Annotated in this window: 26 protein-coding genes; 14 read left to right on the top strand and 12 right to left on the bottom strand. The window is 60.0% G+C overall.

The genetic code is table 11. From position 1 onward, the window contains the following. Nucleotides 1-37: 37 nt before the first annotated feature. From BUQ90_RS01505 to BUQ90_RS01490, 4 genes are read left to right on the top strand one after another with little or no spacing between them, the layout of a single operon-like run. Nucleotides 38-547: a MaoC family dehydratase gene (locus tag BUQ90_RS01505; protein ID WP_074203394.1), complete on the top strand. Its 510-nt coding sequence runs from the start codon at nucleotides 38-40 to the stop codon at nucleotides 545-547. Nucleotides 548-602: 55 nt separating this feature from the next. Then, nucleotides 603-1,796: an acyl-CoA dehydrogenase family protein gene (locus BUQ90_RS01500; protein ID WP_074203393.1), complete on the top strand. Its 1,194-nt coding sequence runs from the start codon at nucleotides 603-605 to the stop codon at nucleotides 1,794-1,796. After that, on the top strand, nucleotides 1,793-2,986 hold the full coding sequence (locus tag BUQ90_RS01495; RefSeq protein ID WP_239447326.1) for a CaiB/BaiF CoA transferase family protein: 1,194 nt from the start codon (nucleotides 1,793-1,795) through the stop codon (nucleotides 2,984-2,986). The genes BUQ90_RS01500 and BUQ90_RS01495 overlap by 4 nt, the downstream gene beginning before the upstream one ends. Nucleotides 2,987-2,990: 4 nt before the next feature. Further along, nucleotides 2,991-4,073, top strand: coding sequence for a CaiB/BaiF CoA transferase family protein (locus BUQ90_RS01490; RefSeq protein ID WP_074203391.1), 1,083 nt, complete (start codon nucleotides 2,991-2,993; stop codon nucleotides 4,071-4,073). 8 nt (nucleotides 4,074-4,081) lie between these two features. Here the strand turns inward: BUQ90_RS01490 and BUQ90_RS01485 are convergent, their stop codons facing one another. Further along, nucleotides 4,082-4,831 (bottom strand): GntR family transcriptional regulator, encoded by a 750-nt coding sequence (locus BUQ90_RS01485; RefSeq protein ID WP_084192424.1) that lies wholly within the window; start codon nucleotides 4,829-4,831, stop codon nucleotides 4,082-4,084. 26 nt (nucleotides 4,832-4,857) lie between these two features. Between BUQ90_RS01485 and BUQ90_RS01480 the strand changes: the two genes are divergently transcribed. The 10 genes from BUQ90_RS01480 (at nucleotide 4,858) to BUQ90_RS01435 (ending at nucleotide 14,301) form a co-directional block, all read left to right on the top strand. Next, complete coding sequence (locus tag BUQ90_RS01480; RefSeq protein WP_074203390.1) at nucleotides 4,858-6,102, top strand: MmgE/PrpD family protein; 1,245 nt, start codon at nucleotides 4,858-4,860, stop codon at nucleotides 6,100-6,102. Beyond that, nucleotides 6,099-7,406, top strand: a complete 1,308-nt coding sequence (locus BUQ90_RS01475) for an MmgE/PrpD family protein (RefSeq protein ID WP_074203389.1) — start codon at nucleotides 6,099-6,101, stop codon at nucleotides 7,404-7,406. Before BUQ90_RS01480 ends, BUQ90_RS01475 begins: the two co-directional genes overlap by 4 nt. Further along, on the top strand, nucleotides 7,403-8,764 hold the full coding sequence (locus BUQ90_RS01470; RefSeq protein ID WP_074203388.1) for a phenylacetate--CoA ligase family protein: 1,362 nt from the start codon (nucleotides 7,403-7,405) through the stop codon (nucleotides 8,762-8,764). The genes BUQ90_RS01475 and BUQ90_RS01470 overlap by 4 nt, the downstream gene beginning before the upstream one ends. An 8-nt stretch (nucleotides 8,765-8,772) precedes the next feature. Then, nucleotides 8,773-9,972 (top strand): amidase, encoded by a 1,200-nt coding sequence (locus BUQ90_RS01465; protein ID WP_159437005.1) that lies wholly within the window; start codon nucleotides 8,773-8,775, stop codon nucleotides 9,970-9,972. Nucleotides 9,973-9,984: 12 nt separating this feature from the next. After that, nucleotides 9,985-10,290 carry an REDY-like protein HapK gene (locus tag BUQ90_RS01460; protein ID WP_074203386.1) on the top strand — a complete coding sequence of 102 codons (306 nt, stop codon included), beginning with the start codon at nucleotides 9,985-9,987 and terminating at the stop codon, nucleotides 10,288-10,290. Then, nucleotides 10,290-11,102 (top strand): SDR family NAD(P)-dependent oxidoreductase, encoded by an 813-nt coding sequence (locus BUQ90_RS01455; RefSeq protein ID WP_074203385.1) that lies wholly within the window; start codon nucleotides 10,290-10,292, stop codon nucleotides 11,100-11,102. The genes BUQ90_RS01460 and BUQ90_RS01455 overlap by 1 nt, the downstream gene beginning before the upstream one ends. Next, nucleotides 11,102-11,530 (top strand): GFA family protein, encoded by a 429-nt coding sequence (locus tag BUQ90_RS01450; protein WP_074203384.1) that lies wholly within the window; start codon nucleotides 11,102-11,104, stop codon nucleotides 11,528-11,530. Before BUQ90_RS01455 ends, BUQ90_RS01450 begins: the two co-directional genes overlap by 1 nt. Beyond that, nucleotides 11,530-12,396 (top strand): polysaccharide deacetylase family protein, encoded by an 867-nt coding sequence (locus BUQ90_RS01445; RefSeq protein ID WP_074203383.1) that lies wholly within the window; start codon nucleotides 11,530-11,532, stop codon nucleotides 12,394-12,396. The genes BUQ90_RS01450 and BUQ90_RS01445 overlap by 1 nt, the downstream gene beginning before the upstream one ends. Then, nucleotides 12,393-13,157, top strand: coding sequence for an enoyl-CoA hydratase/isomerase family protein (locus tag BUQ90_RS01440; protein ID WP_074203382.1), 765 nt, complete (start codon nucleotides 12,393-12,395; stop codon nucleotides 13,155-13,157). The genes BUQ90_RS01445 and BUQ90_RS01440 overlap by 4 nt, the downstream gene beginning before the upstream one ends. A 241-nt stretch (nucleotides 13,158-13,398) precedes the next feature. After that, entirely contained in the window at nucleotides 13,399-14,301 is a 903-nt protein-coding gene (locus tag BUQ90_RS01435) for a VOC family protein (RefSeq protein WP_074203381.1), read from the top strand. Here the strand turns inward: BUQ90_RS01435 and BUQ90_RS01430 are convergent. Genes BUQ90_RS01430 through BUQ90_RS01380 form a run of 11 tightly spaced genes read right to left on the bottom strand, consistent with a single transcriptional unit; the run spans nucleotide 14,298 to nucleotide 22,213 of the window. Then, a complete protein-coding gene (locus BUQ90_RS01430) occupies nucleotides 14,298-14,804 on the bottom strand; it encodes a YybH family protein (protein WP_074203380.1) in 507 nt (168 codons plus the stop codon). The two genes, BUQ90_RS01435 and BUQ90_RS01430, sit on opposite strands and share 4 nt — an antisense overlap. Further along, nucleotides 14,801-15,403, bottom strand: coding sequence for a carboxymuconolactone decarboxylase family protein (locus tag BUQ90_RS01425; protein WP_074203379.1), 603 nt, complete (start codon nucleotides 15,401-15,403; stop codon nucleotides 14,801-14,803). Before BUQ90_RS01425 ends, BUQ90_RS01430 begins: the two co-directional genes overlap by 4 nt. 10 nt (nucleotides 15,404-15,413) lie before the next feature. Next, on the bottom strand, nucleotides 15,414-16,385 hold the full coding sequence (locus BUQ90_RS01420) for a quinone oxidoreductase family protein (protein WP_074203378.1): 972 nt from the start codon (nucleotides 16,383-16,385) through the stop codon (nucleotides 15,414-15,416). An 11-nt stretch (nucleotides 16,386-16,396) separates the two neighbouring features. Continuing rightward, entirely contained in the window at nucleotides 16,397-17,422 is a 1,026-nt protein-coding gene (locus tag BUQ90_RS01415; RefSeq protein WP_074203377.1) for a VOC family protein, read from the bottom strand. Next, entirely contained in the window at nucleotides 17,419-17,730 is a 312-nt protein-coding gene (locus tag BUQ90_RS01410; protein WP_074203376.1) for a YciI family protein, read from the bottom strand. The genes BUQ90_RS01415 and BUQ90_RS01410 overlap by 4 nt, the downstream gene beginning before the upstream one ends. After that, nucleotides 17,727-18,530: an alpha/beta fold hydrolase gene (locus BUQ90_RS01405; RefSeq protein WP_074203375.1), complete on the bottom strand. Its 804-nt coding sequence runs from the start codon at nucleotides 18,528-18,530 to the stop codon at nucleotides 17,727-17,729. Before BUQ90_RS01405 ends, BUQ90_RS01410 begins: the two co-directional genes overlap by 4 nt. After that, nucleotides 18,527-19,891: an MFS transporter gene (locus BUQ90_RS01400; protein WP_074203374.1), complete on the bottom strand. Its 1,365-nt coding sequence runs from the start codon at nucleotides 19,889-19,891 to the stop codon at nucleotides 18,527-18,529. Before BUQ90_RS01400 ends, BUQ90_RS01405 begins: the two co-directional genes overlap by 4 nt. After that, entirely contained in the window at nucleotides 19,891-20,343 is a 453-nt protein-coding gene (locus BUQ90_RS01395) for a VOC family protein (RefSeq protein ID WP_074203373.1), read from the bottom strand. Before BUQ90_RS01395 ends, BUQ90_RS01400 begins: the two co-directional genes overlap by 1 nt. A gap of 13 nt (nucleotides 20,344-20,356) precedes the next feature. Continuing rightward, nucleotides 20,357-21,442 carry an NADP-dependent oxidoreductase gene (locus tag BUQ90_RS01390; protein WP_074203372.1) on the bottom strand — a complete coding sequence of 362 codons (1,086 nt, stop codon included), beginning with the start codon at nucleotides 21,440-21,442 and terminating at the stop codon, nucleotides 20,357-20,359. Beyond that, on the bottom strand, nucleotides 21,442-21,915 hold the full coding sequence (locus BUQ90_RS01385) for a VOC family protein (protein WP_074203371.1): 474 nt from the start codon (nucleotides 21,913-21,915) through the stop codon (nucleotides 21,442-21,444). Before BUQ90_RS01385 ends, BUQ90_RS01390 begins: the two co-directional genes overlap by 1 nt. Further along, nucleotides 21,908-22,213 (bottom strand): DUF1330 domain-containing protein, encoded by a 306-nt coding sequence (locus tag BUQ90_RS01380; protein WP_074203370.1) that lies wholly within the window; start codon nucleotides 22,211-22,213, stop codon nucleotides 21,908-21,910. Before BUQ90_RS01380 ends, BUQ90_RS01385 begins: the two co-directional genes overlap by 8 nt. Between the last annotated feature and the right edge of the window lie 74 nt (nucleotides 22,214-22,287).

Below are 22,287 nucleotides of genomic sequence, written 5' to 3'. Positions count from 1 at the left end.
GTTTTGAACACACACTGGATTGAGCAAGGAAAAACACATGCGTGATGGAGTAATAGAAGTCAGCCCCGGTCGGTTCCGGGAAACATTTGGCCGGTATTACGAGGATTTCGAGATCGGACATATTTACGAACATCGTCCGGGCCGAACGATTACCGACACGGACAATGTCCATTTTACGTTGCTGACCATGAACACCCATCCGGCCCATTTCGATTATGAATTTGCGTCGAAAACCGAATTCAAGAAGCCGCTTGTCTGTTCGCCACTCACTGTGGCCCTGATGGTTGGCATGAGCGTGTCCGACACCAGCCAGAAAGCGCTCGCCAATCTCGGATGGGACAAGATCCGTCTGACTCACCCGCTATTTCCGGGTGACACGCTCTACGCGGAAAGCGAAGTGCTCGAGAAACGCGAATCCTCCTCACGTCCGGAACAGGGAATCGTGACAATCAAGACCATCGGCAAAAACCAGGATGGCAAGGTCGTCTGCACCTTTGAGCGGACCATGTTGATCTGGAAACGCGGTTTCGGCGGCGCGGACGACTGAATTGAGTGAACAGCCGGCCGCTATGGTGCGGCGGCGAAAATATTGGAGCAAGACAATGGCCAGTGCAGTGGAAATTCCAACGGAGGAATTTGTTCCGCGGACAATTGATCCGGAGGACGAGCGCGCCTTTATGGATGCCATCGAGAAATGGGTTGAAGGCGAAGTGAAACCGGTCGTCATGGAACATGACCATGGGGATATCTGGCCGGAAAAACTGGTGGACCAGATGGCCGAGATGGGTCTGTTTGGCGCCACGATCGGTCAGGAATATGGCGGCCTGGGCCTGCCGGCGACGACCTATGCGAAGATAGTCACCTATATTTCCTCCTACTGGATGGCGATCACCGGGATTTTCAATTCCCATCTGATCATGGCCGCTGCCGTCGAGCGCTTTGGCACCGAAGACCAGAAACAGAAATGGCTCCCCAAATTCGCCACCGGCGAAATTCGCGGGGGACTGGCGCTGACCGAGCCCAATGCGGGAACCGATCTCCAGGCAATCCGCACCGTCGCGAAGCGGGATGGAGATGACTATGTCATCAACGGGACCAAGACCTGGATCTCCAACGGGATCAAGGGCGAATGCTTCGCGCTGCTTGTCAAAACCGACCCGGCTGCCGAACCGCGCTACAAGGGCATGAGCCTGATGATTGCGCCAAAGGGCGAAGGGTTCACTGTCGGAAAGAAATTTGAAAAACTCGGCTACAAGTCGATCGACAGTGCCGAGCTGATTTTCGACAATTATCGCATTCCCGCCGATCATCTAATCGGCGGCGTGGAAGGCAAAGGCTTTTTCCAGGCGACCGGCGGTCTCGAACTTGGACGGATCAATGTAGCGGCGCGGGGCGTCGGGCTGGCTCAGGGGTCCTTGCGGCTGGCCACCGAATATGCCCAGTTGCGGGAAACCATGGGCAAGCCGATTTCCGATCACCAGGCGATCCAGCTGAAACTGGGCGAGATGGTCACCCGTGCCCGGGCATCCGAACTGCTGACCATGGATGCTGCCAAAGCCTACGACCGCGGTGAACGCTGCGACATGGAAGCGGGGATGGCCAAATATTTCGCCTCTGAATCCGCCGTGCGCAATTCCGAGGAGGCGATGCGGATCCATGGTGGCTATGCCTATTCCAAGGAATATGAGATTGAACGCTATTATCGCGATGCGCTGCTGATGTGTATCGGTGAGGGGACGAATGAGATGCAGCGCATGATCATTTCGAAACAATGGGTGAAAAGGAATCCGGCTTGAGCGCAAAACAGCCCCTCAAGGGTTTTCGGGTCCTTTCGGCAGAACAATATGGGGCCGGGCCCTATGGCACGATGTTTCTCGCCCAGATGGGCGCCGAGGTCATCAAGATCGAACCGCCCAAAGGTGGCGACACGGCGCGCCATGTCGGACCGCACTGGCTGCGGGAACAGGAAAGCCTCTACTTCCAGAGTTTCAATCTCAACAAGCGTTCGCTGACGCTCGACCTGCGCAGCGAAAAGGGCATTGCAATCCTCCACCAGCTGGTGCGGGAATCCCACGTTATGGCCAATAATCTGCGCGGCGATGTCCCGGCGAAGATCGGTCTCGATTACGCGGCGCTGAAGGCGGTCAATCCGGCCATCGTCTGTGCCCATGTGTCGGCCTATGGGCGCGACAATGCGCGCGCGAAATGGCCCGGCTATGACTATCTGATGCAGGCCGAGGCCGGCTTTTGCGCCCTCACCGGCGATCCGGATGGCCCCCCGGTGCGCTTCGGCCTGTCGATGGTCGACTTCATGTCGGGCACGCAAATGGCCGTGGGATTGCTCGCCGCATTGCTCGACGCGCAGCGCTCCGGCGAGGGCTGTGACGTGGATGTCGACCTGCTCTCCGCAGCGGTGCATCAGACCAGCTACCCCGCGCTCTGGTACATGAACGAGAATGACATTACCGGACGCGCGCCAAACGGAGCCCATCCCTCGGCGACCCCCAGCCAGATGTTCAAGGCCACCGACGGGTGGCTGTTTGTCATGGCCCAGATCCCCAAATTCTGGCCGATCCTGTGTGATAAAATCGGCCATCCGGAGCTGATCGCCGATCCCCGTTTCGATACGCCAGCGAAACGGCTCGACAATCGTCCGGCCCTGTCGGAAATGCTCAATGCGATTTTTGCGGAACACTCGATGGCGCACTGGCAGACGCTGCTCGAAGGTCATGTCCCGGTAGCGCCGGTCTATCAGCTCGATCAAGCGCTCGACAGCCCGTGGCTCGAAACCATCGGCATGCGTCAGACGATCAGCCACCCGGACCGTGACGAAATGGATGTGTTGTCGAGCCCGATCAAGCTCAATGGTGAACGGCTGCCCAACAGGGCCGGCCCGCTGCTGGGGCAGGACAGCGATGCGATCCTCGGTGATCTGGGCTATGATGATGATGCAATAGCGGCGTTGCGCGCCGACGGAATTGTGTGAACCGATGGGCAAGCTTTCCGGCATAAAGGTCATCGACCTCTCGCTGTTCCTGCCGGGCCCGATGCTCAGCATGATGATGGCTGATCATGGAGCAGAGGTCATCAAGGTGGAGCCACCCGCAGGTGATCCGGCACGACAGATGGAACCGATGGAAGCGGGCCAGTCGGTCTGGTTCCGCAACCTCAATCGGGGCAAGCAGGCGGAAGCACTCGACCTGAAATCCGATACCGGGCGCGAACGGCTATGGGATCTGCTGGCGGATGCGGATGTGATGATTGAGGGCTTTCGGCCCGGGGTCATGAAACGGCTGGGATTTGACTATGAAGCAGTGGCGGCGAGAAATCCCGCGATTGTCTATTGCTCGATTTCCGCCTTCGGTCAGGAAGGAGAAATGGCCCATCACCCGGCCCATGATCTCGCGGTCCAGGCGCTGTCGGGTTTTCTTTCGGTGAATGACGGCACGGATGGCATGCCGGTTGTCCCCGGCGTGCCGTCGGCGGACATGGCGGCAGGACTGAACGGTCTTTCGGCCGTGCTGATGGCGCTGATTGGCCGAGAAAAGACCGGCAAGGGCGACTATGTCGACATTGCCATGTTTGATTCGATGCTGCCCTGGTGCGCGCATATCGCTGGCGGGGCGATCAGTGGCGGTCCGCCACCCGTATCGCAAAGCCAGCGCTCGCTCGGTGGCGCGGCCTTTTATCAGGTCTATCGCACGGCGGATGACCGGCATGTGGTGCTGGGGGCCCGGGAAGTAAAATTCGCGAAGAACCTGCTGACGGCGCTCGACCGGCTCGATCTGTTGCCACTGGCCGAACTGGAAGCCGGCCCGCCGCAAGCACCGCTGATCGCGTTCCTGCGCGAGACATTTGCGAGCCGAACGCGAGACGAATGGGTAAAATGGTTTGCCGACAAGGATGTCGCCTTTTCGCCCGTGCTGGATTTCCGTGAGGCGCTGGATCAGGATTTTGTCAAGGAAAAGGGCCTGCTGGTCGAAGCCGACGGTGCCCATCAGATCGGCCCGTCATTTGCCTTTCGCTCAGAAGACCCCTGGCAAGTGACAGATTCTCCGGAGCTGCCGGAATGACGGCCGGTTCAGTCGACCTCGATATGCATCGAATAGGCAAAGCGTTCCCCGGGATGATAGCTCGCCGAAATCTCGAACAGGCGGTCATTCTGGTCGTAATAGCAGCGCAATATGCGCAGCACCGGATCGCCTTCCTCTATGCCCAGATTGTCGGCAAAATGGGGCGCGGCGGCGATCGCCTGAATATCCTGGGTCACGCGCGTGACCGTGATCTTCCCATATTCCTCGATCTGCTTGAACAGCGTTGCACCCTCGACATCGATCTGTCTGACCGTGTCTTTCAGATCAGGACTGACCCAGGCGACGGTGATGGCGATCGGGCGCTTGCGTCCCGGTTTCAGCCGCTTGCCGTGGAAGACGAACCATTTGCGCTTCGGGCTGATCCCGATCTGTTCGGCAATTTTCTTCGGGATCTCCTGCGCTTCCAGCTGTTCAAAGCTGATCGTGGTGTCGCGCGCATATTGGAGAATCTCGCCGACATTGCTCAGCGGCTGGTGCAGCGCGCCGGCGCGAGCGGTAGCCGGCTGGACCACGGTTCCCGAACCGCGTTTGCGGGCGATCAGACCTTCAGACGTCAGTTTGCGCAAGGCTTCCCGGACCGTGAACCGGCTGACATCATATTTTTTGCAGAGCACGGATTCGGTCGGAAAATCCCCAGGATCGGGATAGTCTCCGCGCAGCACCGCCTCCCGCAATTCATCGGCAAGCACAAGATAGCGCGGCTGTTTTTTGGCAGTGGTCGTTTTTTGTCCGGACATATGGCTGTCTTAAGGGGCGCGGACTCATGACGCAAGAGAGCCTGACCGAGAAATTGGCCACGCATCTTTTGCGTCCCGTGGACGAAGCCACCCGGCAGCGGGCGAGACTGCATTTGCTGGACTGGCTGGGCTGTGTGGCGGGAGCACGGGAGAGTGAAGTTGCAGCCCTGCAAAAAAATTATCAGGAAGCCAATAATGCGAGCAACTGCGCCTGGCTGGGAAATGTGCTTGAGATGGATGATATCCACAGGTCATCGATTCTCCATCCGGGGCCGGTGATATGGCCCGCGCTTGTCGTCGGTCTCGATTACCGGATGGAAGATGTCCTGAATGCCGCTGTTCGTGGCTATGAAACGACGATCGCCATTGGTTCAACATTTGATCAGCACCATTATGCATTTTTCCATAACACATCGACCGCAGGAAATTTTGGCGCGGCAGCGGCGGTCGCCGATCTGTTTGGGGGTGAGCCGGAGGTTCTGACATCCGCGATGGGGCTTGCCGGATCTGTAACGGGCGGGCTTTGGCAAATGCGCCATGAGTCCGGAATGACAAAGCAATGGCATACGGCAAATGTCCTGACGACGGGCGGTAGCGCGGGGTTTTATGCAAGTCATGGCGCGACCGGCCCCCGCTTCATCCTCGAGGGTCCGCAGGGCCTCTATGCCGCCACCTGCAAAAACCCCAAACCCATGACCTTTCCGGATCAGTGGCGGATCCACGATGTGAGCTTCAAGCCCTGGGGCGCCTGCCGCCATGCCCACCCTGCGATTGATGCGGCGCTGGAACTCAAGGCAAAGCTTGGTCACCTCGATGGCGAAATCCAGGTCGAGACCTATGCCGATGCCATCACCTTTTGCGACCGGCCCGATCCGGAAACCGTGTTGGATGCCAAATTCTCGTTGCAGCACGCGGTGGCGCTGGTGGCGACACGCGGTGTGCCGCAGCTGGTCGATTTCGAATCGGAGGCGATATCCGCCATGGCATCGGATCGCAGCCGGGTCAGCGTCGCGGAAAACCGGGACATCACCGCGCGCTATCCCGATCACTATGGCGCGAGGGTAACCTGCGCTGGAGAGACTGTGGAGCTGGTCGACACGCTCGGTGATCCCGAACGGCCGCTGTCCCGCGATGGCGTGATTGCCAAGGCCCGGGCATTGATCGCCTGGGGCGGACTAGCTGAATGCGAAGCGGACCGTGCTATCGAACTGGCGCTGGACGGCGATGATGTGCGGGCGATCCATGCCATGCTGGAGGACTGGCTGTCATGAGCGCGACGCAGGACATTCTGGCCTTCGCTGCGGCTGAACATATCTTGCCGGACAGCACCATCGCTGCGGCGCAGCGTCTTTTTGCAGACACATTGGCCGGTGGGGCAGCCGGCGCGGCTTCGGATGAGGCACAGGCGATGCTGGATGCCGTTCGCGGCTGGGGACAGGGCGATGAAGCGCGACTTCTCGGACTGGACGAGCGCCTGCCAGCGCCCTCTGCGGCCTGGTTCAACGGCTTCGCGATCCACTGTCTTGAATGGGATGCGGTTCATGAACCGGCGGTGGTGCACGCCATGTCGGTGGTTACTGCGGCCTTGCTGGCGAGCGCGGACCGCAGGAACGGATGCGATGAGGCGGCCTTTCTGACTGCGCTCGCCGTGGGCGTCGATATCGCCAGCGGTCTGGGGGTTTCAGCCAGTGGAGCCATGAGTTTTTTCCGGCCTGCCACGGCCGGTGTCATCGGGGCCGCACTGGCTGCGGCCCGGCTGGAGGGGCTGTCATCTGAACAGTTCGCCGACGTCATGGGTCTCGCCTATTCGCAGGCAGCGGGCACCATGCAGGCACATGTCGAGGCGTCAATTGCGCTGCCTTTGCAGATCGCCAATGCCGCCCGGGCCGCCATTGCCGCCGTCGATCTGGTCAAGGCCGGGATGAACGGTCCACATGATGTACTGGAAGGCCCGTTTGGCTATTTCCAGCTGATCGAACCCGGGGATTTGTCGGGTTATGTTGCAGGCCTTGGCCAGCGCTGGCTGATCGAAGAGGTCAGCATCAAGCCTTTCCCGTCCGGTCGTGCCAGCCATGGAATATTGGGTGCGATCGACAATCTGTTGCGTGACGACGCGCTGGAACCGGCCGATGTCGAGTCGATCGAAATCGCCGCCCCGCCGCTGATTCACCGGCTGGTCGGGAGGCCGTACAAGCGGGATATGACACCCGCCTATGCCCGGTTGTGCCTGCCTTTCCTTGTACCGCTCATGTTGCGCGACGGGATTATTGATCCGCGCTGTTTTACGCCCGAACACTTTGCCGATCCGGCCCTGATGGCTCTGGGCGAGAAGGTGTCGGTGCGTATTGATGACAATCCGGATCACAATGCGCTGGCCCCTCAGCAGCTCACGATCAGATCGACCGCAGGTTTTGGTCTGACCGAAATCATCGAAGCCAATCTCGGCAGCCCGGTGGCGCCGATGTCCGACGCCCAGACCCGGTCCAAGCGCGATCTCGCCCGCAGTCTTGCCGCGGCCGGTTGCGATGCCCGAATTTTTGACAATCCACTTGCCTATGCCACGGAGTCCCCATGACATTTCCGACCTATTTTGAGACTTTTGATGCCAGAGAGATGCTCGACCAGTATCCGGTCGGCGACGAATTTGTCCGCCGCTACACGGCCATGTCGCGCGATGAGCTCTACGCGGTGCAAGACAGGCAGTTCCGCAAGCTGATGCAGCGCGGCTGGCAGATCCCTTTCTATCAGCGCCTCTGGGGCGAGCAGGGCATTGAACCTGGCGATATTGGCGGGCTGGCCGATATCACCAGGCTGCCGGTCTATGACAAGTCCGACCTGATGGCCTCGGTCAATGCCTTTCCGCCCTATGGCGACTTTGACGGGCGCGGGAACACGCCGGTCGTGTTCCACACCACCAGCGGCACCACCGGGCGGCCGCAGCCGCTGATGTTCGGGCCGAAGGGGCGCGAGATTACCAATCTTCTGGTCGGCCGCATGTACCGCTGGATGGGCCTGGGCAGCGATGATGTGGTCCAGTCGGTCTATGGCCATGGCATGATCAATGGCGGTCATTATATCCGCGAAGCCGTTACCCATTTCACCAACGCCCTGTTCCTCAGCGCCGGAACCGGGATCGAAACCCGGTCGATCAATCAGGTCAATCTAATGGCGGATTTTGGGGTCACCTGCATGGTCGGCTTTGTCGACTATATCCGCAAGCTGGCGGACACGGCCGCCACCGAGGAGTTGTTCGACAAGATTCAGCTGAAGATGATCATCGGCCATCTCGGCACCGAGGATCGAGCCTCGACCGAAGCCGCCTGGCACGGTGCGAAAGCCTATGACTGGTATGGCGTCGGCGATACCGGATCGATTGCCGGCGAGGGGCCGGAACGGGACGGCATGTATGTCTGGGAAGACGCACAATATCTCGAACTGCTCGATGTCGACAGCGGCGATCCGGTGGCACCGGGAGAGACAGGCGACATGGTGGTGACCTGCCTGTTCAAGGACGATATCGCGCCCTGTATCCGGTTCAACACCCATGACATTACCGAGGAAATCACCAGCAGCAACCAGACCGGCATGGTGTTCAAGCGGATTACCGGTTTCAAGGGCCGCAGCGACAATATGGTCAAGCTGCGCGGCATCAACATTTTTCCGCATGCGATCGGGGCGATCATCGAGGGTCGCAGTGAGCTGACCGGAGAATATGTCTGTCACGTGACGCGTGACGATGCCGGGCGCGATGACATGCATGTCACACTGGAATGCCGGGATACGGGAGATCAGGCGGCGCTCGCCGACCTTCTTCGCAAGGGTCTTGGTATCGAGGTGGGTGTCACTCTGGTCGGAGCCGGGGACACGGCAAAGGAAACCGAAATCGACACAAGGCAGAAACCGATTCGCCTGATCGACAAACGGGGCGTATGACGGACGGCATGATCAACCGGGATGATCTCGACGCGGCCAATACGGCGCTCAACGCCTTCACGGAACTGGATCCGGATGCGACATCCGGAGAGGGTCCGCTGGCGGATCTGACGATTGGCGTGAAGGCCAATATCGCGGTGCGCGGAATGAAATGGACCGCGGGTATCGAGGGTTTTGCCGACCGGACAGCCGAACAGGATGCGCCGGCTGTCGCGGCACTGCGCGAGGCGGGTGCCGCGATTATCGGCACGCTCAACATGGAAGAGGCAGCACTCGGCGCCAAGACCGACAATCCGTTTTTCGGAGCGACCCAGAACCCGCACCGGATTGGCTATACGCCGGGCGGCTCGTCGGGTGGCAGCGGGGCGGCCGTTGCTGCAGGTCTGTGTGATGCAGCGCTGGGCACCGACACGATGGGATCGGTCCGGATACCGGCCGCTTATTGCGGGATATACGGCCTGAAACCGACCCGTGGTTCGGTTAGTCAGGAGGGGCTTGAGATTGTCGATCCATCGCTCGACAGCATCGGCCCACTGGCGCAATCGCTGGACGTACTGGACGCTTGTTCACAGGTTCTGGTGGACGGCTATGATGACAGTCAAGTCATTGATAATATTGTATTGTTGGATGGTCTTGGCGGTGTGGAATGCGAACCGGCCGTCCGCGAAGGCTATGAAGCAGCCACGACGGCCTGTGGTGCAGATGCGACCCTGTCCCTGCCGCATGATCTGTCCCGAATTCGCTTCGCCGGCTTCATCATGTCTTCGCTTGGCCTGTCCCGGGAACTGGCGGATATGCTCGCCACCAATCCGGACGGATTGTCAGAACAACTCCGGCATTTGCTGACCTACGGCCCGAAGCGCGGCGCCGGGGATCTGGCCGAGGACCGGCGCATCCTGACCGAGGTCAGCGATGCTTTGCACAGCGCTATCGCGCCTGGCACGGCCCTGCTGATGCCGACCGCCCCACAGGCGGCCTTTCCGCATGCCGACAGGGCTCCGGCCAATCAGGCAGATTTTACCTGTCTAGCCAATATCGCCGGACTGCCATCCGTGACCATTCCATCCGGAATGACGGCGGATGGATTGCCCGTGGCCGTACAGCTGGTGGGCGCCGCCGGGAATGATGCTGGCGTGCTGGCCAGGGCGCGTGAGCTGGATGCGGCGCTGGCGGCCTTTCGCCGGCCTGAACTTTTCGTGGAAACCTGAAGGAGAGATAAAATGCGCATTATCGTGTTGTTCAACCTGAAAGAGGGCGTCGATATCGCCGAATATGAAGAATGGGCAAAGACCCGGGATATCCCGACCGCCAGCGGTCTGGCCTCGGTTGAATCCTTCACCGTCCACAAGGCCACGGGCCTGTTCGGTTCGGATGACCCGTCGCCTTATGAATATTTCGAGATTATCGATATCAGCGGGATGGATGAATTTGTCGCCGATGTGTCTGACCCGGCCTTTCAGGAAGCCGCGGCGCCGTTTCAGGATTATGCTGACAATCCCACCTTCATCCTGACGGAAGATCTCTGATGCCAGATTCGTCAGGGGCAAAATTCCGTGACAAAACGATTATTGTCACCGGTTCCGGAAAGGAAAAAGGACTGGGGCAGGGCATATTGCAGCGCTTCGCCGATGAAGGCGCGAATTGTGTGGTGTCCGATCTGACGATCGATGGCGAGGCGGAAGGTGTCGCCGAGAAATTGCGGGGTCGCGGCGCGAAAGTTGCCAATATTGCCTGTGATGTCAGTGATGCCGAGCAATGTCAGGCGCTGGTTGATCAGGCTGTGGATGCCTTTGGCGCAGTGGACGTGTTCGTCAACAATGCCGGGATCGGCTTCATGATGAAGCCTTTGCTCGACGTGGTACCCGACGATTTTGCGCTGGTCATCGGTGTCAATCTCAACGGCGCCTTTTACTGTACACAGGCGGCGGCGAAGGCGATGGTCAAGGCCGGCAATGGCGGCCGGATCATCAATATCGCGTCGCAGGCAGCGAAGACCGGATTCCCGCATCTGCCCGCCTATGTGTCGTCCAAACACGGCATGGTCGGCCTGACGCGGGCGAGCGCGGTCGAACTGGGCGCGCACGGAATCACCGTCAACGCGATCTGCCCCAATCATGTGACAACGGCACTGGGTGCGGAGCAAAATGCTTATTTCTCCAAACTGCTCGGTTTTGACACGGTCGAGGCCTATCTTGCCAATATGGCGGCCAAGAACCCGATGGGCCGCCCGGGCCTGCCCTCCGACACGGCGGCGGCCTGTGCCTGGCTGGCCAGTGACGAGGCCTTCTATGTTACCGGCGAAGCACTCAACGTGTCTGGCGGAGAGGAAATGCACTGATGGTGGCCTATGCCGGGTCTTGTCATTGTGGCGCTGTGACGCTCGATTTTCGGAGCAAGCGGACGCCTGCCGAGCTGGGCGCGCGATCCTGCCAGTGTTCCTTCTGCAGGATGCACGGCGCATCCTGGACCTCGGACCCCGGCGGGCAAGTGGACATCACTCTTGCCGGACCTGTCAGCCGATACCGGTTCGGGACGAAAACTTCCGACTTCCTTGTCTGCACAGCCTGTGGCGTCGTACCCGTGGTGACCAGTGAAATCACCGGTCGTTTTCTGGGTGTGATCCGGGTCGACTGTCTGGAAGAGAAAGCGGCTTTTCTGGACGCGGCCGCGCCGATGGATCTGGATGGGGAATTGCTGGAGGCCCGTATCGATCGCCGTGCGGAGCGCTGGACGCCGGTGGCAATAAAGCAAGAGGACATGCATTGATGGAAGAAGAACGTATCGACTGGCCGGACGGTGCCAAAATGGCGCTGAGCGTGGTGGTCAATGTCGAGGAAGGCAGCGAGATGACGATTGCCCGGGGCGATCGCGGGATGGAACCTGTTGACGAACTGGGCATCCATATCAAGTCACCGATCCGCAATTATGGCAATGAATCCAACTATCTCTACGGGATCAAGGCGGGTGCGCCACGGATCGTCAAACTGCTCAAGGAGCATGACATGATGGCGAGCTGGACGGTGGCGGCGCTGAGTCTGGAAAACCATCCGGAGATTGGAGAGGCGATCGCGGAAATGGGCCATGAGCCGGTCAGTCACGGCTATCGCTGGGTCCACCAGTTCAAGATGGACGAGGATCAGGAGCGCGAATTTATCCGCAAGGCTGTGCAGTCGATTGAAAAGACCACAGGCACGCGCCCCTATGGCTGGCTGTCGCGTTATTTCCACACAGACAATACCCGGCGCCTGCTGATCGAGGAAGGTTTCGCCTACCATATGGACAATTATTCCGGTGACGTGCCGTTCTGGGACCGGGAGACAGTGCCCGAAAAACCGATTGCCATTATTCCCTATCAGCTCGACAATAATGACATGAAAATGTGGACCGATCCGGCGATGACGCCGCAAAGCTGGCTGGACTATGCGATCCGCAATTTCGACCAGATCTACCGCGAGGGTGAGGAAGGCAATCCGAAAATGATGTCGCTCGGCTTGCATTTGCGGATCATCGGACGACCGGGCCGGATCTGGGCGCTCGAAGAATTTTTCCGGCACGTTCGTTCAAAACAGGATGTCTGGGTCACGACCCGGCACCAGATTGCCCGGCATCTCGCGGAAGTGGATCCGGCATGACCCTGCGTCTCGAAAAGGACGGCAAGATCGCGCATTTGCTGATCGACCGGCCGGACAAGCGCAATGCGTTTACCCAGGAGATGTGGGAACTGTTTCCCGAGCTGCTCGCCGATGCGATGGCCGATGATGGAGTGCGTGTGCTGACCGTGCATTCCAGTCGCAAGAGCAGCGCCTTTTGCGCCGGTGCGGACATTGGCGAATTTGGTGCCGGGTCGACTGATCCCGAATGGCGCGCGCGCAATCAGGCGGCCATCGGCAAGGTTCAGCATGATCTGGCGCAGGCGGAGAAACCGACCATCGCGGTGATTGATGGCGACTGCATTGGTGGCGGCTGCGGCATCGCGCTCGCCTGTGACATACGGATTGCCGGACCGGCTGCGCGCTTTGGCATCACGCCGGCGAAGCTGGGGCTGGTTTATCCGCTGCACGATACCAAATTGCTGGTCGATGCGGTTGGTCCGTCCCAGGCGAAACGCATCCTGTTCACTGGCCAGATCCTGCCGGCCGAGGAAGCGCTGCGTATCGGCCTGATAACCCAGATGTCTGACGATCCCTATGCGGAAGCAGATGCGCTGGCGGAAACCATGGCCACAGTCTCATCACACAGCCAGAAAATGAGCAAACAGATCATCCGGCGCATTCTGGATGGTCAGGCCGATGACGATGCAGCGAGCCGGGCGCTGTTCGATGCGGCCTTTGAAAGCGATGACTTCCGGGAAGGCGTTGCGGCCTTCCTCGAGAAAAGGAAACCGGAATTTTGATGGAACGCGAGGTGCAGCGACCATATCTTGTGCTCCTGCGCAGGCGGGTGCCTGTCTCCTCCATGTTGCGTCCGGGTCACCTGGAAGGAGCTGGATTCCCGCCTTCGCGGGAATACGAGGTTTTTGAAGAGGAACGTGGTTTTGTACCCCCGCGCAGGCGGGGGTCCATCTCCCGGCAGTTGGGTGTGAATTCTGCGGCCAGCCCATATCTGTCATCATTTGCGCAACACAGGAACCTGTCATGACACATAAATTGCAGCATGGATCGATTCTGGGAGGTGTCGCTACCGTGCCGGATCTGGACGCGGCTTTGCGAGACTATCGGGACGTGCTGGGCATGGATCTGGTCGAACGGGGTTCGCTGTCAGCAGAACTGGCGGCCGCCTGGGATGTGTCCGCCAGTGCCGGGGCTGCCATGGCCGTGCTGCGGCCGGCCAGCGGAGCAGACTGCCACATCCGCCTGGTCGAACAGCCCGATCATCCCGGATTCAAACCGACCACGACATATGGCTGGGCGGCGTATGAGCTGACCGTGCAGGACGTGTTTGGCTGGCCGGACCGGCTCGAAGGATCGGGTTTTGAGATTGTCGGCCCGCCCAAGGAGCTGGAAGGTTTGCCTTTTTTCGTGCCGATGCAAGTTTTGGGGACCGGCCGGGAGATGGTCTATCTCAACGAGGTTCGCGAAAACACGCCTTCGTCCGATTTGCCCAAGGCGCAAAGCCTGACTGATCACATGTTTATCGTTATTCTGGCGACACCGGACCGGGTGGCGACAGTCGACTGGTATCGCGACCGGCTGCATCTGACGGTCGGGGACACATATACGCTGGAATACAGCATGATCAACGACGCGTTCGGCAAGCCTGCCGGCACCGTTTCCGATCTGACCATGGTGCAGAATGACCGGTTGCCGATTGTCGAGGTGGATGACTATCCCGCCGAAGCAACGGCGCGCGCGCGGCATGAAGGCATGTTGCCGCCCGGCAATGCGCTGGTGTCGCTGGCGGTCGAAAGCCTCGATGCGATTGCGCTCAAGTGGATTGCCGAACCCCGGATACGCAGCGAAGCACCCTATAATGGCCGGCGGTCGGCCAGCACGCAGGGTCCGGCGGGAGAAATTCTCGAACTGATCGAAATCGGCTAGCGGCCGGGACGGTCTTCGGCGCGAACATCCGGCGCCTGATTGTCCATGTCGCGCCACAGCCGCCAGCGGCCGTCATCACCCTTTTTATAGACCAGGAACGATCGGCCCATGACGTTGATCGGCCGGGCACCGGGCGGGGTAATGGTCATCCAGTATCTCGCGGTCAGATACCCGTATTTGCCGTCGATCGTGATGTCTTCATTGGCGAAGTCGATCGTAACCTGGTTGCCCGCCTTCTTGTTTCGGCCCAGAAATTCCAGGATATCATCGACACCAGTTTTCGGGGGAGCGCCATTGGCCATCAGCACCGCATCCGGCTCATACATATCGCGCAGCTTTTCCGTATCCCCGGCCTCGAAATGGCGTTTCCAGGCCGTGCCCCAGTCGATGATCAGCCGGGTGTCGGCTGCCATGGCTTCTGCAGCAGCGTGATTGGCTGCGACCGGTGTTGCTGCCGGCAAGGACGCGATCAGCAACGCACAGGAGAGTTGGTATTTCTTCATCCGTCCTGCCGATGTTTCCCGGCCTCCCACTGGTCTTTGGAATAGAGTGAACGGGCCGCATCGAATGGCTGGTCTTCCAGTTCGGTCGCCAGCGTGTCATTCCAGCGATTGAGAAATCCGAACAGCCCGATCACGCCCATGATCTCCATGATCTGTTGACGCGAGAAATATTTCTCCAGTTCCCGGAAATGTGCGTCTGTTGCTGCATTGGGTTGCTGCCCGGCGGCCAGGGCGAGATCGAGCGCCGCGCGTTCTGCCGGGTCGAACAGGTCGCTCGTCTGATAGTCCCAGACCGCCGCAATTTTTTCGGCATCACCGCCTGCCATTTTCGCCGCTCCATGCGCGGTATGCGCCTGACAATAGCGGCAACCGGACGCGCCGCTGATAATGGTTCCAATCATGCGCTTCAACACATCGTCCAGCTCGCCGGGCTTGTAAATCACCCCGACCAGTTGCTCCATCGCGGCCAGCAGTTCTGGCCAATGCGCCATGGCGAGGACATCATTGGCGGTAAAGCCCATGATGCTCTGCGCATATTCCAGGCTCTTTCGGGTTTCTTTGGGCAGCTCTTCCAGGCTGAGCGGCGCGATACGGGTCATCGAAATCCTCTCAGGGTTGCAAGATGGTTGCACCGACCGTCTTGCGGCTTTCCAGATCGACATGCGCCTGCGCCGCCTCTTCCAGAGGATAACGCTGGCCGATATGCACCTTGACGGTACCGCTGCCGACCATCTCGAACAGGCGGCCCATGCCCTGCTGGCTGTCTTCCGGGGTGGCATAATAATCGAACAGGGTGGGCCGGGTGACATGCAGCGAGCCTTTGGCCGCGAGAATGCCAAGCCCGACTCCCGTCACCGGGGCATCGGCATTGCCGAAGCTGATGATCAGGCCGCGCTGACCGCAGCTGTCGAGCGAGCTTTCCCAGGTCGCCATGCCGACCCCGTCAAATACGACTCGGACCCCCGCCCCATCAGTAATTTCGCGCACCCGGGCGGCGGTGTCTTCCTTCAGGTAGAAGATGATGTCATCGGCTCCCGCCGCTTTCGCCTGCGCCGCCTTTTCCTCCGTGCTCACCGTGCCGATGACATGGGCGCCGAGATGCTTGAGCCACTGGACCAGCAGAAGCCCGGTTCCGCCGGCTGCGGCATGGACCAGTACCGGCCAGCCGCTCTGGACCTTTCCACACCTTTCAATCAGAAATTCCGCGGTACAGCCCTTGACCATGATCGCCGCCGCGGTTTCGTCGTCTATGGAGTCGGGCAGCGGAACCAGCGCCGATTCCGGCAGCACCCGTTCCGTCGCATAGGCGCCGATCAGGCCGAATGTCGCCACGCGGTCGCCGGGTTGCACGCTGGTTACCCCTTCTCCGACTGCCTCGACTACCGCCGCGCCTTCAATTCCCAGTCCGCTGGGCAGCTCGATAGGATAGAGGCCTGTGCGGTGATAGGTGTCGATATAGTTGAGACCGACCGCCGTCATCCGGACATGGACTTCTCCGGCACCGGGTGCGGGCAGATCGACATCGATCCAGCGGATATTCTCCGGCCCTCCAAATTCGGTTATCTGTGCGACACGAGCCATGTTCGGTTCCTTCACTGGGGCTTTTCGTGGGACTTCTGGTAAAATTCGGTGATATTGCCATCCGGATCGCGGACCGCGAAGAGGTCCACGGTCCCGATCGCCCCTATCGTAACGCTGCTTGCCGCATAGTCCACTATCACTCCTCGGGCTTCGATCTGCTGGCGATAGGCCCGCAGGTCGTCGACGGGATAGCGGACGGAGATGATCCCGAGATTGGGCAGGCGCGCTTCCCGGCTGACATCCAGACCGGTAAATCCTTCAATTTGCATCACTTCCACCCGGCCGGTCTCGCCGGGCCGGGGCTGCAGGGCGGCGGCCGAACGCTTGATATCGGGAGTCCGGTTGAGCGGAATACCAAAATTGGACGGTGCGGGCTCGGGTGGCTCGCGACCCGAATCAAACAGCACAGAAAAACCCAGCTTCTGCTCGTAAAAGGCCCGGGCGAGTGCCTTGTCCCTGACCATCCGCATGCTGTTGAATCCCTGACTGATCCGGCCGACCGGGAAGGCGGTAAAGTCCGGCGTTATCCGCTCATAGACCGCAAGATTGATGCCGTGCGGACCGGTCAGTACGACATTGCGCAGGTCAGATGTGCCAAACTGAAAGCGGATCGGCTGGCTCTCCGCCCACCAGCCCATCGCGATGGCATCTGAAAAGAGTTGCGGGACATTGTCCGAGCGCACCATGATCGAGAAAATTCCGCCCGTGTCCCAGGCACGAAGGGCAAGGCGTACAGGGGCCTGTGGACCCACTCCCTCCAGCCGGACAAAGCGAATACAGCCGGTCTCCGTCGCGGGTGCGCAGATCAGCTGATAGCGGCCGCTCGCGGTTGCGGGCAGTTTCCAGTAGCGCAGTTCCGCTGTCGCGACTTTGCCTTCGCTTTTGATCTCCCAGCTCCCCAGTTCGCGAAAGAGTCGCGAGGCCTGGTCCAGATTCTCCACGCTGACCAGCGTTTCTGTCCAGGGAGAAACCGTCTGTGCCGATGCCGGGATGGCCAGCCCCAGCCAGATCGCCAGCGCTGCAAACAGTCGCTTCACCAGATTTTTCCGCCGATCCAGTCTCCGGCAGCCGGCATGAACTCGCTGATCCGGATATCGGCCCAGATATCGGCGGCAAAATAGGGGTCGGCTTCCAGCTGTCGGCGCGCGTCATCGGCGTCGCTGGCCTTGACGATCAACAACGAGCCGATGGTGGCGCCATCGGTGTCCTTCAACGGACCGGCGATCAGCAGATTGTCGAGCGTCTTTTCAATATGCGCAAAATGGGCATCGCGGGCATCGAGGCGCTTTCGTTCAGTGCCGGGCTTGTCGAGGCAATAGATGGCGAAGGGGATTGTGTCGGTCATGGCTGGGCCTCGTCGAGAAAGTTCAGGATTTCAGATGCCGTCAATTCCGCTGCCTCGTCAAGCACCGCCCGGGTGATGTCGAGCCGTTCGACGACGATGGCGGACGGAATATTCTGTCCCGCCCAGCGTGTCGGTTCGAGCAATCCCGACTGGGTCGCCAGCACCAGTGCCGGATGGGTGATGTCCGGCATACGGGCCCGGGCATCATAGGTGAAGGCGGCATGAAAGGCGCTGTTCATCAGCTTTCCGGGTCGCAGCTGCTCGACAAACATTTCAAACGCGCGGTCCGTACTTTGGCTTTCCAGACGGCTGGTCAGGACCTTCCAGGGCTTTTCGAGGCAGGTGAGATTTTCGGTGATCTCCAGCGGCCGGGCAGCGCTATCCAGATATTTGGCACTGGTTTCGGAATCAAAGGCCGGAATGTCGACGAGCGCCAGTCGGCGGACATGGTGCCGGGCTGTCAGTGACATCTCAGCTGACACCAGTGTACCGGTATGAAATCCGGCGAGATCAACTTCCCGGTCCCCAGACAGATCCGTGACGACCGCCAGCATTGCCTGAGCATATTCTGCGATCGAAGGATCAGGCTTTGCCCCGTCCGATCCGCCATAGCCGGGAAAATCCGGTGCAATCACCCGGCGACCTTTTGCCAGATGGGGCATGATCCCGGTCCAGGCGAGACCGCTGAACGGCGCGGGCTGCAGGCAATAGAGGTCCGGCTGACTGCCTGCGGCCTCCGGCACCAGCATGCGCCAGTGAATCTGACCAGAAGGTCCGTCAGAATAGCCCTTGCGGATCATTCGGTACTGTCTCCCAGCCGCACCATCTGCTCGCGGTAAAGCCGTTTGGTCAGCGGCATCATGATGAGCGGGATGACGGCAAAAATGATGGGAACACTGGCCACGGCATAGCGCAGATTCTCTTCGCCAAACAGCCCGCTGGACAATTCGCCCACCGCGATCGGGCCCAGAGATCCGAACCAGCTGATCGCAAGATAATAGATGGCAACGACTTGTCCGCGCACTTGCGCCGGGGTGATGACCAGCAGCGATGTGACACCGATGGCGGAGACGATGCCAATCCCAACCGTGTTGATGCAAAGGATGGCAAAGGCCAGTTCAGCGGTGGGCATGAACAGTGGGATCGCTCCTGTCGGCACCATGATGAAAAAGCCAATATAGAGCAGGCGCAGCGAGGCGTCCTTGACGCCCTTGCTGGTCCACCAGTCGGAAATCGATCCCATGATCAGCATGTTGAGCGGACCGATGATCAGGATCGCAATGCCATTGATCGTCGCATATTTTTCCGGCGACCAGCCCCAGGTCCGTTCAAAAACCGGCGCGAGAAAGCCCTGGCTGTAGGCGATTGCCGTCATCGTACAGATGATCAGCAGAAAACCGGTATAGAGCACCTTGTTGCGCCAGATATATTTGAGCGCGTCGATGAAGCCGGTACCGCTGATGACATCCGCGGATGCCGCGGCGGGGCGGCGGACCGGTTCTCTCATGAACAGGAAGAACAGGGCGAAAAATATCCCCGGCAGGCCGACCACGATCAGGGTGAAACGCCACGGTTCCAGCTCGCCAAATAACGGGAGCGTTTGCGTGCCGCTGGACGCACTCCAGGCGATGATCGCGGCGCTGAGCAGCGAGGCAATGCCGGCGCCGATCGGCAGGGCGGAGGAATAGAAGGCGATCGGCTTGCCGCGTTTTTCTGTCGGGAAACTGTCGCCGATCATGGAGAATGTGGCCGGACTGAGTGTCGCTTCACCGACCCCAACGCCCATCCGGGCGGCAAAGAGCTGGCCGAAATTCTTGGCCATGCCGGTGGCCACGGTGGCGGCGGACCAGAGGGCGATACCGATCGAGACAATCCAGACCCGCTTGCCGCGGTCAATCATCCAGCCCATGAAAATACCGACAAAGCCGTAGACCAGCGTGAAGGCACTGAGCAGCCAGCCGATCTGCCGGTCGGACAGGTCAAATTCCGCCTTGATCGGCTCGATCAGCAGGCCGAGAATATAGCGGTCCACGAAGCTGAAAATATAAGCCAGCGTGAGCATGACGACGAGAAACCATCCGGCAGCCGCGCTGGGATAGGGCCTGGTGTCGGTCGCCGGTGCTTCGGCGCCATCCGCGGGACCTGCTGCAGCCTCCGCCATTATGCCGCGTCCGGAATGAGGTAGATGACGATCAGATTGTCATCGAAATCGACTATGCCGATCTCACGCCCGATCCGCCCGTCATGGGTTTCCAGCCGGCCCTCCTCGTACACATGCAAGCCAAGAGCCCGGGAGTCCGCCATCACCTTGTCAGGATCCGCCACATCGAGCACGATCGCCCCGCGCCGGGGATGGGGGACCGGCGGCATCGGCACATTTCTGATCTCCGAAAGCGCCATGACACGAGGCTGATTGGGCAGCGACAGAATGGCAAAGCCCAGTTCCGCGCCATCGGGAATCTCGAATACGGGAATCGAATAGCTGTCGGGATTGTGGCCCTTGCGATAGGTCACCTCAAATCCCAGCACGCCTTCATAAAAGGTCAGCGCCCGGTCGAGGTCGCTGACCACGAAATTCCCGCGCTGAAACCGGGTCTGCTGCTTTTCACTCATGGACTCTACTCCCTCAATTCCATTCTTCCGGCTCGCCCCTGACGGAGCAGCATTGCACGCCGACATTGCGGCCATAATAGAGATTCGCCAGCGCGCGCGGCATGTTCTGGAACCCCTGTTCGATATCCTGTACCGGTTCCAGCTTGCCGTCATGGATCCATCCGGCCAGATCCTCCATCACCGCGTCCCAGCGGTCCACATGATTATAGACAAAGAAACCCTGCATCCGGGTCTCGGTCGCGCGCAGGCGGGTATAGTTGGACAGCCGGAACGGCTCGTCCCGTGTATACTCACTGATCGAGCCGCAGAGCACGACCCGGCTGTGCAGACGCAGCCGCTCCAGACAGGCTTCCAGCGTTTCGCCGCCGACATTGTCGAAATAGAGATCCATGCCGTCAGGGCAGAGTGCGTCCAGCCGGTCAGGGATGTTTTCCGATTTATAGTCAATGGCGTTACTGCAGCCATGCTCTTTGATGAAGGCGCATTTCTCCGCCCCGCCAGCCATGCCGATCACTTCGCATCCCACCACATTTGCAGCCATCTGACTGACCATCGATCCGACGCCGCCCGCCGCGCCAGAAAGCACCATGATATCATCCGGACGGGGATCGCCACAGGCAAACAGGCCGGCATGTGCCGACAGGCCGGTCATGCCCAGCACACCGGAGCCGAGCGCAGCGGGCAGGTCGTTGGGCGGCATCCGCCAGAACTTTTCCTGGTCCGTCATTTTTGAAACTTTGTAAGTCTGCCAGCCCATCTGGCCCTGCACCATTTCACCCTCGCGCCAGTCGGGGTGGCGAGATTTGACGACCTGCGCGACTCCGCGTCCATGGATCACATCGCCGGGTTCGAGCACGCGCTCGCCCGCTGCGCCCGTGCCCTGCATGTAGAATCGCATGACCGGCGCGAGGCCGAGATAGTGGGTCTTGAGGAGGACCTCGCCAGCGCCCGGTTCGGGAATGTCGGTCACCGCCCATTCGAAATCCGTAGGTACGACATTGCCCACTGGTCGTGCCGCCACACGCCACTGATAGTTCGCGCCGTCGTCAATCCGCTTGTCGGCCGCAAGCGCGTCAAACTCCTGCAGGCCGTCAGTCATCAGTCATGGATCCTGACGACCTGGTTCACTTCGTAGAAATAGCCGTCGAGATCCCAGAAGGAGCAACCGATCATGTCCTTTTGCTTGCCGTCCGCGCCGGTCACGGTCCACTCGCGGGGCTCGCAGTGAATGCGGGAGCCCAGCGCGCGTGCCCGTTCCAGTGCGCCTTTCGCATCTTCCGAAGCGACTACGAACACCGGTGCACCAAATTGAATTTCCGTCGGCAGTTCGGCCGGGGCGTCCATTTTCGGATCCAGCCATTCGAGCAGCCCGATCATGCCGATCAGATCATCCTCGCATTTGAGGATGATCAGCCGGGTCTTGTCGCCTTTCTTGCCGGCGGCCAGCTGGGTGCCGGACAGGGTGAAGGGCGTGTCCATCCAGGCGGTCATGCCAAATACCTGCTCATACCAGTTTTTCGCCCGGTCGCCGTCGCGGACCATCATCGTCGTCCGTTTGATAATGTCAGCCATGGGCCAGATCTCCTTCGATCAGCAGCACCTGACAATCTGCAATGCCCTCGCGGAGCTTTTTCACATCCTGATATTCTGCACTGTTCCAGAAAGCCCTGGCGGCCGCCTTGTCCGGCCATTCGGAGATCACCATTGATGCGCCGTCGCCGAAATCGCCTTCCAGCAGCTCCGCACCCGGCCCTCGCAGCAGATATTTGCCACCCATTTTCTCGACCAGCGCGCCAGCCGCCGCGCCATAGCCGGAGATGAATGCGTCGCGGTCCTTTATGCTGGCCGTGACAATCATGTATGCGGGCATTGACAACTCCTTCTGCAAATTTGTCCGGACAAATTACGCACGCCTGCACATAATGCAATCTCTAATTTCCGGAT

Origin of the sequence: Parasphingorhabdus marina DSM 22363, from assembly GCF_900128895.1 — a bacterium.
GTDB lineage: Bacteria > Pseudomonadota > Alphaproteobacteria > Sphingomonadales > Sphingomonadaceae > Parasphingorhabdus > Parasphingorhabdus marina.
This window is presented reverse-complemented; position numbering and strand designations above follow the sequence as displayed.

Excerpts from the sequence above, each read along its gene's own strand:
- BUQ90_RS01475 (WP_074203389.1), top strand. The coding sequence starts at position 6,099 with ATGAGCGCGACGCAGGACATTCTGGCCTTCGCTGCGGCTGAACATATC.
- BUQ90_RS01455 (WP_074203385.1), top strand. The coding sequence starts at position 10,290 with ATGCCAGATTCGTCAGGGGCAAAATTCCGTGACAAAACGATTATTGTC.
- BUQ90_RS01450 (WP_074203384.1), top strand. The coding sequence starts at position 11,102 with ATGGTGGCCTATGCCGGGTCTTGTCATTGTGGCGCTGTGACGCTCGAT.
- BUQ90_RS01410 (WP_074203376.1), bottom strand. The coding sequence starts at position 17,730 with ATGACCGACACAATCCCCTTCGCCATCTATTGCCTCGACAAGCCCGGC.
- BUQ90_RS01500 (WP_074203393.1), top strand. The coding sequence starts at position 603 with ATGGCCAGTGCAGTGGAAATTCCAACGGAGGAATTTGTTCCGCGGACA.
- BUQ90_RS01490 (WP_074203391.1), top strand. The coding sequence starts at position 2,991 with ATGGGCAAGCTTTCCGGCATAAAGGTCATCGACCTCTCGCTGTTCCTG.
- BUQ90_RS01505 (WP_074203394.1), top strand. The coding sequence starts at position 38 with ATGCGTGATGGAGTAATAGAAGTCAGCCCCGGTCGGTTCCGGGAAACA.
- BUQ90_RS01395 (WP_074203373.1), bottom strand. The coding sequence starts at position 20,343 with ATGAGTGAAAAGCAGCAGACCCGGTTTCAGCGCGGGAATTTCGTGGTC.
- BUQ90_RS01385 (WP_074203371.1), bottom strand. The coding sequence starts at position 21,915 with ATGGCTGACATTATCAAACGGACGACGATGATGGTCCGCGACGGCGAC.
- BUQ90_RS01430 (WP_074203380.1), bottom strand. The coding sequence starts at position 14,804 with ATGAAGAAATACCAACTCTCCTGTGCGTTGCTGATCGCGTCCTTGCCG.
- BUQ90_RS01400 (WP_074203374.1), bottom strand. The coding sequence starts at position 19,891 with ATGGCGGAGGCTGCAGCAGGTCCCGCGGATGGCGCCGAAGCACCGGCG.
- BUQ90_RS01420 (WP_074203378.1), bottom strand. The coding sequence starts at position 16,385 with ATGGCTCGTGTCGCACAGATAACCGAATTTGGAGGGCCGGAGAATATC.
- BUQ90_RS01440 (WP_074203382.1), top strand. The coding sequence starts at position 12,393 with ATGACCCTGCGTCTCGAAAAGGACGGCAAGATCGCGCATTTGCTGATC.
- BUQ90_RS01485 (WP_084192424.1), bottom strand. The coding sequence starts at position 4,831 with ATGTCCGGACAAAAAACGACCACTGCCAAAAAACAGCCGCGCTATCTT.
- BUQ90_RS01470 (WP_074203388.1), top strand. The coding sequence starts at position 7,403 with ATGACATTTCCGACCTATTTTGAGACTTTTGATGCCAGAGAGATGCTC.
- BUQ90_RS01405 (WP_074203375.1), bottom strand. The coding sequence starts at position 18,530 with ATGATCCGCAAGGGCTATTCTGACGGACCTTCTGGTCAGATTCACTGG.
- BUQ90_RS01445 (WP_074203383.1), top strand. The coding sequence starts at position 11,530 with ATGGAAGAAGAACGTATCGACTGGCCGGACGGTGCCAAAATGGCGCTG.
- BUQ90_RS01390 (WP_074203372.1), bottom strand. The coding sequence starts at position 21,442 with ATGACTGACGGCCTGCAGGAGTTTGACGCGCTTGCGGCCGACAAGCGG.
- BUQ90_RS01380 (WP_074203370.1), bottom strand. The coding sequence starts at position 22,213 with ATGCCCGCATACATGATTGTCACGGCCAGCATAAAGGACCGCGACGCA.
- BUQ90_RS01460 (WP_074203386.1), top strand. The coding sequence starts at position 9,985 with ATGCGCATTATCGTGTTGTTCAACCTGAAAGAGGGCGTCGATATCGCC.
- BUQ90_RS01425 (WP_074203379.1), bottom strand. The coding sequence starts at position 15,403 with ATGACCCGTATCGCGCCGCTCAGCCTGGAAGAGCTGCCCAAAGAAACC.
- BUQ90_RS01435 (WP_074203381.1), top strand. The coding sequence starts at position 13,399 with ATGACACATAAATTGCAGCATGGATCGATTCTGGGAGGTGTCGCTACC.
- BUQ90_RS01480 (WP_074203390.1), top strand. The coding sequence starts at position 4,858 with ATGACGCAAGAGAGCCTGACCGAGAAATTGGCCACGCATCTTTTGCGT.
- BUQ90_RS01465 (WP_159437005.1), top strand. The coding sequence starts at position 8,773 with ATGATCAACCGGGATGATCTCGACGCGGCCAATACGGCGCTCAACGCC.